We start from the raw sequence: 10,674 nt of genomic DNA on the forward strand, positions 1-10,674 counted from the left end.
AGTGCTTTGCCAAAATTGACAAAGACTTAATCTCAAAAGTAAAACGGAAGCATAGCAGCTCAGGGAGAGTTGCTTTTCCTGTAGATTTTACAGTGATAACGTTAACCAGTAAGCTGCTGTGTCAAGAGGGATATCATCAAGTAAAGCTATTGAATAGGTTCAGTATCACAGAGAACTTGACGAGTAAGCAGTCAGGCATGACCTGAGCTTTCAAGAGGAAGTGATAGAAATGATCCCTGAGAATATACTGATAGCAAGGCAGAGTTTCGGATAGCGAGGAATCTCTGGAGTCTGAAGGATGAAGAAGTGACTGAGCTGTATCGGCAACGATGGGCGATTGAGAATTTCTGGAAATTTCTGAAAATGCACTTATCGTTGGAGCGGTTAATGACGAAGAGTCTGACTGGTATCGTCAACCAAATATACATGGTCTTGATTGCGTATTTAATTTTAGAGCTAGTAGAAATACCAGAATACTTGGGGAAGAAACTATTAGATAAGTTGAGATATTTGCAACTAGAACTGAGTGGGCGATGTGCAATAGTGCATTGGAGCTTTGATGGGTAGCTAGAGCTGTTTGTGGCCTCTCGCACCTGCTCGACGCAGGCTTAAAGTGTTAAGTTTTGTTACAGGATTCAACACTTCTGGTCAGTTCCCTTTTGGACATCGCATTTGTTGGAATTGTAGGAGATCGCCACTTTCCCCTTGCTGTATAACAAGTCACGGCACATCCGGTTGATTGCTTTTGCTTCTTGGCCAATATCAGGATATTCTTTCCACTCATAGGTATAGCGATAGACCCTACGGGCATTTTGGTCTAGGTTCTTGATGAGTGCTAAAGCGCTAATGGTGGTGGGAACCACATCCCATGCAGGGAAATCGCTTCTCACAGCGGTGATTTGTCGTTGGCTGGCTCAGCAGGGCTACCGGGTCACCCCCTTTAAGGGACAGAATATGGCCTTGAATGCCTACGTCACCCGTGAGGGCGGCGAAATTGGCTATGCCCAAGCAATGCAAGCCTGGGCGGCAGGGATAGAACCCGAAGTGGCGATGAATCCGATTCTCCTGAAGCCCCAAGGGAATATGACCTCGCAAGTGATTCTCAAGGGGCAGGTGGCAGGTGTGACCCAAGCGGCAGACTACTATCGGGATTACTTTGAGCGGGGTTGGCAGGCAATTACAGAGGCCTTGGCGAACCTCCAGCAACGCTTTGACTGGATTGTGTGTGAAGGCGCCGGGTCACCGGCGGAAATCAATCTCAAGCACCGCGACCTCACCAATATGCGGGTGGCCAAGTATCTAGGGGCACCGACCATTCTCATCGCCGATATTGATCGGGGCGGTGTGTTTGCCCATATTGTAGGCACGTTGATGCTGCTAGATGCCGAGGAGCGAGCCTTGATTCAAGGAATTGTAATCAATAAATTTCGCGGCCAGCGATCGCTCCTCGACAGCGGTCTGCAATGGCTAGAGGAGACTACGGGAGTACCAGTCTTAGGCGTGATTCCATGGCTCGAACGCCACTATGCTGCCGAGGATTCCCTTGATCTATGGGATCCCCGTCCCCAACGCCAAGGGGCAGACTTAAAAATCACCGTTATTCGCCTGCCGCGGATTGCCAACTTCAGCGATGTTGATCCCTTGCTGGCAGAACCCAGTGTTTCCCTTGAGTTTTTGCCGCCCCAGCGTCCCCTAGGTCAGCCCGATGCCGTCATTTTGCCCGGCACTAAGACCACAATTGCCGATCTCCATGTCTTGCAAGCAACGGGAATGGCAGCGCAACTAAAAGCCTATGCCGCCCAGGGGGGAACCATTCTCGGCATTTGCGGTGGCTGGCAGATGTTGGGCACCACCATCAGCGATCCTCTAGGCTTAGAGGGATACCGCGGCACCTATGAAGGACTGGGACTGATGCCCCTGCACACCGAATTGGGAACAAGCAAATGCACTCGGCAGCAACACACTCAATCCCTCTATTTCCCCTGTTCTGAGTTGATCTTGGGCTATGAAATTCACCAAGGCCACAGTAAATACACAGGGGATCTCAAGGGTTGGCAGCCCCTTTTTGCTGCCTCAGAACTAGGTCTGGTCAACACAGCGGGCACACTTTGGGGCACCTACCTGCATGGGCTATTGGAAAATGGCGCGTGGCGCCGCCACTGGCTCAATGTGTTGCGATCGCGCCGCCAATTGCCACTCCTACCCACAGCAATCCCCCACTATGCCGAGCAACGGGCTGTTGCCCTCGATCAACTCACAGAAGCCGTCATGGCTCATCTGAACTTGGAAGGCATTTGTAAATTATGTTGACGTAAAAATTTCAAATTGTTAGCAATTGCCATCCCTGGCAAATGACTCCCCTAGACTGAGGAACGATGTGTTCATGATAGGGAGTTCCAAAACACAATGGCAGTGGCTGCTTCTTGGTCAGTGGGAATCTTAATTGTCTCGGCGATTGCCGCTTTAGGTGGCTTAAGCTGGCTGTTGTACACGGCTCATCAAGAAGAAAAACACTTTCCCCTGCGGGAGTATTCCCCCCAAGAGGCCTATGGCGAAACTCTTTGGCGTATGATCTTTGTCTATTGGCTGGTCTATTGTGGTGCGCGGGGGCTGCAAATCGCTGTACCATTAGAGGGCACCGATTTCGGTCAAATGTGCAAAATTACAGCTCTCTTGGCTTTTTTGCTCACTGCCTCCTCGCTGCTGTGTTTACCCCTGCACTATTGGCAGGCACGCCAGCGCCAGCAACAACTCAATTAAAGCCTGATTCTTTGCTTGCACTGTTCAATGTGGTCTGACCTGCTTCAACAACTCCTCGATCGCCAACCCCTGACGCAAGAGCAGGCCACCCAGTTAATGCAGGGATGGCTGGCAGGAGACATTCCCGAGGCTCTCTCTGGTGCTATTCTCACAGCACTACAGTTCAAGGGGCTGACGGTAGAGGAACTCACGGGGATGGCCAAGGTGTTACTGGCTCAATCCGCAGGTGCACCGCTGAATTTAGCCGAACCCCTCATTGATACCTGCGGCACGGGGGGCGATCGCGCCGGTACGTTTAATATCTCCACAGCAGTTGCCTTTGTGGTGGCGGCAGCAGGGGTCAAAGTCGCCAAGCATGGCAATCGTTCTGTCTCTAGCCGCGTCGGTTCAGCGGATGTCCTTGAGAGCCTTGGGGTCAACCTTGCCCACAACGATCCCGCCTTTTTACTCAGGGAAGTGGGGATCACGTTCCTCTTTGCCCCTGGTTGGCATCCCGCCATGAAAGCCGTAGCTTCCCTACGCCGTCTCCTGAAAATTCGCACGGTCTTTAACTTGCTAGGCCCTTTGGTCAATCCACTTCATCCCACAGGGCAGGTGATTGGTATCTTTAGCGATCGCTATCTTGAAGCGATGGCCGGTGCCCTACAGCGTCTTGGTTGCCAACGGGGGATTGTCCTCTATGGTCGCGAAGGAGTGGATGAAGCCACCCTTGGCGATATGACTGATCTAGTCATGTTTAGCAGCCCTGAGGAGCCGCTGCGCCAAGAAGTCCTCGATCCCCAAGCCTTGGGTCTAGCCAGTGCCCCCCTTAGGGATTTGGCAGGGGGGGACGTTCAGACGAATGCCGAGATTCTAACCCAAGTTCTCCAGGGAAAAGGGACGACGGCTCAACAGGAGGTGGTCGCGCTCAATGCCGCCCTTGCCCTCTACGTGGCCGCTGCAGTTCAGGATTGGTGGGAAGGTGTAGATCGGGCAAAGGAAATTCTTGCCAGTGGTGCGGCATGGGACAAGTTGCAGGCATTAGTGACGCTCTCCAATGAATCCTAGGGTATCTGCCTATTTGCCGCCGTGGTGTGTCTTGGATCCTCTCTTGGATCGGTGGTTACAGGAGGATATCGGGCGGGGCGATCGCACTACCCAAGCCCTACACCTGCAGGAGCAGCGAGGAAAAGCCCATATTCGGCTTAAAAGTCAGGGCGTGATTGCTGGCCTGCCCATTGTGGAGCGGGTTTTTCAGCGCCTCACATCCAGCGTCGTGTTTACCTATGAGCAGGCCGAAGGCGCAATTTGTCATCAGCCGACGATTATTGCCCGGCTGGAAGCGCCTCTAGAAGCATTACTCCTTGGCGAACGGCTGGCGCTCAATTGCCTCATGCGCCTCAGTGGCATTGCCACCCTCACCCATACCTATGTTCAGCAGATTGCCGATCTGCCCGCCCAGTTGGTGGATACCCGCAAAACCACACCGGGACTGCGCTTTCTAGAAAAATATGCAGTTGCTGTCGGGGGCGGTGTCAACCACCGCTTTGGCCTTGACGATGCAATTCTGATTAAAGACAACCACATTGTAGCAGCGGGGGGGATCACGGCTGCAGTTGAGAAAGTGCGCCAAGCCAGTCCCTTTCCCTTGGTTATTGAAGTGGAAACCGAGACCCTCGATCAGGTGCGCGAAGCCCTCTCCCTTGGGGTGGATGTAATTATGCTCGACAATATGCCGATTCCAGACATGACCCAGGCAGTGGCGATGATCCGCAGCGCAGCCCCCCACATTAAAATTGAAGCCTCAGGAAATATCACTTTGGAAACCTTGCGATCCGTGGCTTTGACCGGGGTGGATTACATCTCTACGAGTGCGATGATCACGCGATCCCCTTGGCTAGATTTTAGTTTGACCATTCTTTAAGTCTTTTTTGAGTGTCTGTTTTCGGAGGTCGTGCTGTGTCTAAGTCCCTAAGCCTCCCTCGGTGGGCTCGACTGAACCCTTGGGAGTTATGGGTGTGGCTGATTGCCCTAGGGATTGCCTTGCCAATTTTTGTCATTCTCAGCCAAATTTTTGTGAATACAGGTAACACTTGGCAGCATCTGGCCACAACGGTTTTACCTGATTACTTATTGAACTCCCTCTGGTTGATGTTGGGTGTAGGAATCGGGGTGATTGTCATTGGCGTGAGTACGGCATGGCTAGTTACCAACTGTCAATTTTGGGGTGTGCGCTGGTGGCAGTGGCTGCTATTAACTCCTTTAGCAGCACCGGCCTATGTGTTGGCCTACACCTATACAGAGTTTTTTGCCTTTGAAGGGCCTGTTCAAACATGGCTACGGCAACTGACAGGTTGGGGCTACGGTGATTACTGGTTTCCCAATATCCGTTCCCTTGGCGGGGCGATCGCCATGCTCACCCTCGTCCTCTATCCCTATGTCTTTTTATTGGCGCGGGTGGCGTTTTTAGAGCAGGCCACCTGTAGTTTAGAAGCCAGTCGCTCCCTTGGCTGTGGTCCTTGGCGCAGTTTTTGGACTGTGGCATTGCCCCTTGCGCGGCCAGCAATCGCTGCTGGTACTAGTCTTGCCCTCATGGAAACCCTGAATGATTTTGGTACCGTGCAGTACTTTGGGGTGGATACCTTCACCGTCGGCATTTACCGCACTTGGTTTGGCATGGGTGACAAGATTGCGGCGGCGCAGTTGGCCTCTGTGCTAGTGGTGATTGTCTTTGCTCTGCTGCTTGTGGAGAAATGGTCTCGTGGCAAGGCACGCTATTACAATCGAGGGGGCGATCGTCCAGTGCCCTATCGCCTGCGGGGATGGCGAGCGGTTACGGCTTGGCTGGTGTGCGCCCTGCCCGTCTTTTTGGGGTTATTCCTGCCAGCGGGCTTGCTCCTCTATTTGGCCATTAGCTACCAACAGCTTCAGCTCAGTCGTGAATTTCTTGAACACGCCAGCCACAGCCTGATTCTGGCAACCCTGTCTGCAGTTCTAGCGGTTGGGATTGCTCTCCTGTTGGCCTATGGCCATCGTTTGCTGCCAACGGTTTGGGTTCGTTGGGGCACCCAAGTGTGCATTACCGGCTATGCAGTTCCAGGTACAGTGATTGCCGTTGGCATCCTCATGCCCTTGGGGTGGCTAGACAACGTCATTAACGATGTCAGTGAGCACCTGTGGGGCGTTGAAGTGGGCTTAATTCTCAGTGGCACAATAGTAGCCTTGCTCTATGCCTACTTGGTACGCTTTTTGGCCGTCTCCTTTAGCAGTGTTGAAGCCAGCTTAGTGAAAATTCGCCCGTCCCTCGATGAAGTGGCGCGGACACTGGGGCGATCGCCTGGGAATATTCTGCGCACAGTTCACTTGCCCTTGATGGTGCCCGGCCTTTTTACCGCAGCCCTGATGATCTTTGTGGATGTCATGAAGGAATTGCCTGCGACACTGGTCATTCGTCCCTTTAACTTTGATACCCTAGCAATACAGGTTTATCGCTTTGCTTCCGATGAGCGACTCCCTGAAGCCGCATTGAGCGCTTTGGCTTTGGTAATCGTGGGTCTCATTCCGGTTCTTTGGCTGGGACGGCAAACCCACTGGGCAGATTAGGAAGTTCGGTTTACCGTTCACGGGCTTCTTAATAATTCGTTACATTGGAAACAACGTTCGCTAGGTGTGCTATGTACTTACAGTTTAAGGCCAGCCAATCTGTTTGCCTCAGTATTGAAACACCCACGGCTCCCTTGCAGCACTACCTGCGTCAGCCCCGGCGGCTTGTCTATGCTCTCACGGATCCAACCCGCGTGGAATTTTTAGGGAGCGATCGTTTTCGCCTTAAGATGCGCCCCCTCAATTTTCTCATGGTCAGCTTACAACCCACCGTTGATCTGGCTGTTCATGCCAAAAGTGATGGCTCTTTACAATTACGCTCCCTTGGCTGTGAAATTCGCGGGGTGGACTACATTAATCGCCGCTTTCACCTAGCTCTTGAAGGTTACTTGTCTCCCCAAGCTACGCCGAACGGTACGGACTTGATTGGTCTAGCTGATTTGCAAGTGGGCGTGGATATTCCGCCGCCTTTAGATCTCACGCCACGTCCCCTTCTTGAAGCCACCGGCAATGGCTTACTCAAGAGCGTCCTTTTAACGATTAAACAGCGCCTGAGTCAGCACCTTGTGGCCGATTATCAACGCTGGCTCACTGAAGTGGAAAGCAATGGCAGTAGCGATTGGCTCACACCTATTCCTGTGAGTTCCACCTGAAGCTGCAAGCTCCCCTACAAATAAACCTGCTTGGTACTGAGTAACTGAGCAAGGCCAAAAAGACCCCGTTGGAACCCCTTTGCAACAGCGCCAATGGCCAGTGCCTCCACGCGCTCGAGTTGGGGAGGGCGATTGACAAACACCAAGGGGGTTTGCACCTGCTGATAAAAAGCACGGCAGTCTCTGTAGCTACTGGCAACAATCCCACTAGCGGTGCTGCCATACTGGTGAATCCAAGTGATTGCTGTGGTGAGATCCTCTTCGTAGTGCCACGCTAAGCGTTGATCTAGATAGGGGAGTGGCCACTCACTGGCGTCTACAAGGGGAATGTGGGGATAGTTGCGGTGCAGGTACTCGTCCACCCCCTGTTTGTAGCCGGCTTGGGTGAGTTCATTGATCACAAACGTCAGATGAGAGGGATTGACATTGCTGAGGACAATGACCTTTTCAATTGCTAGGGCGCGATCAGGGTTTGCTTGGTGGCTGTGCTGAATACAATTGAGGACACTCTCTGGCGACACAGAGCCATCCCAAACAAGGTAAGTATTACCGAGGGAAAGAGAGACTAAGGGACAGCGGGCAGCAGCGCGTTGCTCGGCTATAAAGCGGAAACGGCCATAAACAAGGGCAAGATCAACAGCAGTGGGATCCGCAAGCCAACTGGCGGGCGTGAGGGAAAGGGTCTGAATGGCGGTTTTTGGCAGACTGGTTTTGCTCAATGCAGCTTCGATGAGGCTGGCGATCGCCCCCGCCGTGTAGCGACTACTTTCACCACTCCAGAGTACAAGGGCATTTCCCGTTTTGAGTGCCATGCCCGCCAGCATCAAACTTAAGGTGGGTAGTCCTTCATAAACCAAGGCCACCACCCCTAGGGGAACCGCATACTGAAACCGCTCTGGCTGCGTGGGACACGGTTGCTGCCACGGATCCGCTGCATGATAGAGGCGCTCTAGCCACTGCTGAATGCGGTGCAGGCGCTCATGGGTCAGCCGCAACCAGCCAAGCACAATCTGAGACACTGCCAGATCGCGGCTGGATTCGAGATCAAGAGTATTTTGTTCCAACAACAAAGACTCTGCCGCTGTTAACTCCTCAATCAAATGCCTGAGAGCTTCCTGACGCAGAGCATAGCTAGCTTGGCTGAGGTGTGTACTGGCGACCCGCGCCACCCTTAGTGGCTCAGGCAACATAGCCGCAGATCATTCAACGACGGGAGAGGGCAATCCACACCAGAAATGCTGGTGTCAGTGCAATCAGCAGGGAGGCAATAATCCATAGCAGCCCTTCAGGTTTTAAGGACAATTGTAGAAGTAAGGGCAGCCACAGCAGAATAGGCATCAATAAAAAGAAACTCAGGCCAATCGCGAAATACCAGTAACTTTCTGAGAACCCCCGCTGCAACTGATTCCATTGCAACCCTGTCCAATACCACGCTCGCTTGTAGGGATAGGTGGTAGCCAATTGCTCAATGGAAAAGCCATCGGGACGAACGACAAAAATTTGTTGACAGCGCCGACATCCAAAGGCTTCTGTGAGGGTAATAGGCACCAACTCCCCCTGACGGCGACAAGGGCAGGGGTAACTTGCATCTAGATCCAGTTTCTGAGGTTTGATTGGAGCCACGGTGGCTGTCCAGAACGCAAACAATAGGTTAGGTAATGATGCGATTAGGGGCGATCGCTCGCCTACTGATACAGCATACAAAGAGAATTCTGTTTTGCCCGTGACTTATACAATTTGTTAAAGATAGACCGAAAAGCAGCACATTTCGCATTTTCTGTACTGGGGAATGTAGGCTAGGATACAGTTTTGCCGCAACCCCTCTTGATGATGATCCCTCAAGATTTTCTCGACCAAATTAACCCCGATCGCTACATCGTCCCCGTTGGCGAGAAATTTCACGGGAAGGACTATGATCCTGCCGATACTGCTGGCCTCAAAAGCAAAGTCGAAGCCCAAGAGCTCCTTTATGCCCAGAATATCTATGCGCTGCTGATTATTTTCCAAGCGATGGATGCAGCCGGCAAAGACAGTACAATTAAACACGTGATGAATGGCCTCAACCCCCAAGGCGGTCAGGTGTATAGCTTTAAGGCACCCAGTGCTGAGGAGATCGAGCAGTCTATGCTGAGGTCTTTCGCTACACCAGTCCTGAATGGGCACCGCGGCACATTATTCCCGCCAATCGCAAGTGGTTTGCGCGGCTCTTAAAGGGCACCTTACACATTCGCTATCTGATGAAAAGTAGGACTATGGACATCAAGCGCGCCTACCGCTTCAGGTGCTACCCGACGTAGGCGTGGCTCAACGATGTCAGCAGCGTTCCGTGGCAGCAATCGCTACGCCACCTGCAAGCTGCATTCAACACTGCTTTAGCCATTTTGCCATCTTGTCCAGCGGTGAAAAAATTCAACACCAAAGGTATTTCGCAAGTACGAAGCCAAGCTCGCCTGAAAGTTGCACGACTGCATCCTCGCATCGCGGACGCTCGCAGGGATTTCCGGCACAAGCTCTCGACTCGGCTGGTCAACGAGAATCAAGCGATCGCCATCGAAATCCTCTCTGTAAGCAACATGCAGAAAAACCGCTGTTTGGCGAAGTCGATCAGTGATACAGGCTGGTCAGAGTGCCTCAGACAGCTTAAATACAAAGCGCATGGGTACGGGCGCACGTTATTGGCAGCAACCAATGGTATCCAACGTCCAAGTGATGCTCGGATTGTGGGCATACAGTGTCCAAGATGCCATTGAGCGTGCGCGAATGGATTTGCGGCGACCCACAACCGCGGTATTAACGCAGCGCGCAATGTTCTGGCTGCCGGGCTGGCGGTGTCAGTCTGTGGAGAGACTGTAAGTCCAGTGCTGCCGTAAAGTGGCACTGGCAGAACTCTATGAAGCAGACAATCTCAACCGCGAGGTTGGGAATCCCCGTCCTTCAGGCCGGGGAAGATGTCAAAAGGATTGAATATCGACGGTGAAATAGAAGCATGACAGCTCAGGGAGAGGCGTGTTTTCTGTAAATTCAACAGTGAGAACATTAACAAGGCAAGAGGGGAACCATTCAGTAAAACTACTGAATGGGTTAAGCGCGACGGAGAACTTAACAAGTGAGGCGGGCAGACACATGACCTAAGCTGTCAAAAGCAGCGGATGGAAATGATTCCCGAGAATGCCGTGACAACAATGAATAGAGGCTTTGCTAGCTGGAAATTTCTAGATGAGTCAACTGTAGTGGCAGCGGTGGGCATTTGATGGGCAGCGAGAGCTACTTGTGGCTTAGAACACTAGGTTTTATTGTAGAATGCGGCACTTCTAAAAACCTCCGTAAACTTACGGTAGGCAAGGCGAACGTACAATAGTAAAATTTTCAATAGGATGCATTATAAACTCATATTCTGAGTAAATCATCCTCAGTTTGCTGACTTCCACATTAGGTTAACACCAGAAATGGGTGGAGTGGATTGCTGTTGTTCTCATAAGGAGACGGGGTTATGTTTTTCTCTTTCCTTCTCAAACGGATTCTTCTCGGTCTATTCCTTACCGCTGTGGGCGGAGTCCTGCCTCTATTAATGGCACAGACAGCTAAAGCGCAAACTTCGCCACAAACAGCAAACATCCAAATTCAAGCCAACGTTAAAAATGCCTGTAAAATTACGGGTACTCAAAATATCAATTTTGGT

Annotated in this window: 11 protein-coding genes and 1 pseudogene; 10 read left to right on the forward strand and 2 right to left on the reverse strand. The window is 51.9% G+C overall.

What is annotated here, in order from left to right; all coding sequences use genetic code 11:
• The first annotated feature begins 291 nt into the window (after positions 1-291).
• From P3X23_RS11975 to P3X23_RS06860, 7 genes are all read left to right on the forward strand, one after another.
• Positions 292-567 carry a transposase gene (locus P3X23_RS11975; protein ID WP_367186544.1) on the forward strand — a complete coding sequence of 92 codons (276 nt, stop codon included), beginning with the start codon at positions 292-294 and terminating at the stop codon, positions 565-567.
• Between the two features lie 261 nt (positions 568-828).
• Positions 829-2,310: a cobyric acid synthase gene (locus P3X23_RS06835; protein WP_300874569.1), complete on the forward strand. Its 1,482-nt coding sequence runs from the start codon at positions 829-831 to the stop codon at positions 2,308-2,310.
• 96 nt (positions 2,311-2,406) lie between these two features.
• Entirely contained in the window at positions 2,407-2,760 is a 354-nt protein-coding gene (locus tag P3X23_RS06840) for a hypothetical protein (RefSeq protein ID WP_300874572.1), read from the forward strand.
• A gap of 27 nt (positions 2,761-2,787) precedes the next feature.
• The gene (gene trpD, locus P3X23_RS06845) at positions 2,788-3,807 is read left to right on the forward strand and encodes an anthranilate phosphoribosyltransferase (RefSeq protein ID WP_300874575.1); all 1,020 of its coding nucleotides are present in this window, start codon (positions 2,788-2,790) and stop codon (positions 3,805-3,807) included.
• Positions 3,797-4,663, forward strand: a complete 867-nt coding sequence (gene nadC / locus P3X23_RS06850; RefSeq protein WP_300874578.1) for a carboxylating nicotinate-nucleotide diphosphorylase — start codon at positions 3,797-3,799, stop codon at positions 4,661-4,663. The genes trpD and nadC overlap by 11 nt, the downstream gene beginning before the upstream one ends.
• A 35-nt stretch (positions 4,664-4,698) precedes the next feature.
• The gene (locus P3X23_RS06855; protein WP_300874581.1) at positions 4,699-6,342 is read left to right on the forward strand and encodes an iron ABC transporter permease; all 1,644 of its coding nucleotides are present in this window, start codon (positions 4,699-4,701) and stop codon (positions 6,340-6,342) included.
• Positions 6,343-6,413: 71 nt separating this feature from the next.
• Positions 6,414-6,995, forward strand: coding sequence for a DUF1997 domain-containing protein (locus tag P3X23_RS06860; RefSeq protein WP_300874584.1), 582 nt, complete (start codon positions 6,414-6,416; stop codon positions 6,993-6,995).
• 14 nt (positions 6,996-7,009) lie between these two features.
• Here P3X23_RS06860 and P3X23_RS06865 read toward each other — a convergent pair whose 3' ends face one another.
• Positions 7,010-8,185 (reverse strand): hypothetical protein, encoded by a 1,176-nt coding sequence (locus P3X23_RS06865; protein ID WP_300874587.1) that lies wholly within the window; start codon positions 8,183-8,185, stop codon positions 7,010-7,012.
• Between the two features lie 13 nt (positions 8,186-8,198).
• Positions 8,199-8,618: a hypothetical protein gene (locus P3X23_RS06870; RefSeq protein ID WP_300874590.1), complete on the reverse strand. Its 420-nt coding sequence runs from the start codon at positions 8,616-8,618 to the stop codon at positions 8,199-8,201.
• A 207-nt stretch (positions 8,619-8,825) separates the two neighbouring features.
• Here P3X23_RS06870 and P3X23_RS06875 point away from each other — a divergent pair, with 207 nt between their 5' ends.
• The 3 genes and pseudogenes from P3X23_RS06875 to P3X23_RS06885 form a co-directional block, all read left to right on the forward strand.
• The gene (locus P3X23_RS06875) at positions 8,826-9,206 is read left to right on the forward strand and encodes a hypothetical protein (protein ID WP_367186545.1); all 381 of its coding nucleotides are present in this window, start codon (positions 8,826-8,828) and stop codon (positions 9,204-9,206) included.
• 206 nt (positions 9,207-9,412) lie between these two features.
• Positions 9,413-9,865 (forward strand): annotated as a pseudogene (locus P3X23_RS06880) (RNA-guided endonuclease TnpB family protein); the annotation flags it as partial.
• 620 nt (positions 9,866-10,485) lie between these two features.
• On the forward strand, positions 10,486-10,674 hold a 189-nt coding region (locus tag P3X23_RS06885; RefSeq protein ID WP_300874599.1), incomplete at its 3' end, for a hypothetical protein.

Origin of the sequence: Thermosynechococcus sp. Uc, assembly GCF_029335995.1 — a bacterium.
In the GTDB taxonomy this organism is placed as follows: Bacteria; Cyanobacteriota; Cyanobacteriia; order Thermosynechococcales; family Thermosynechococcaceae; genus Thermosynechococcus.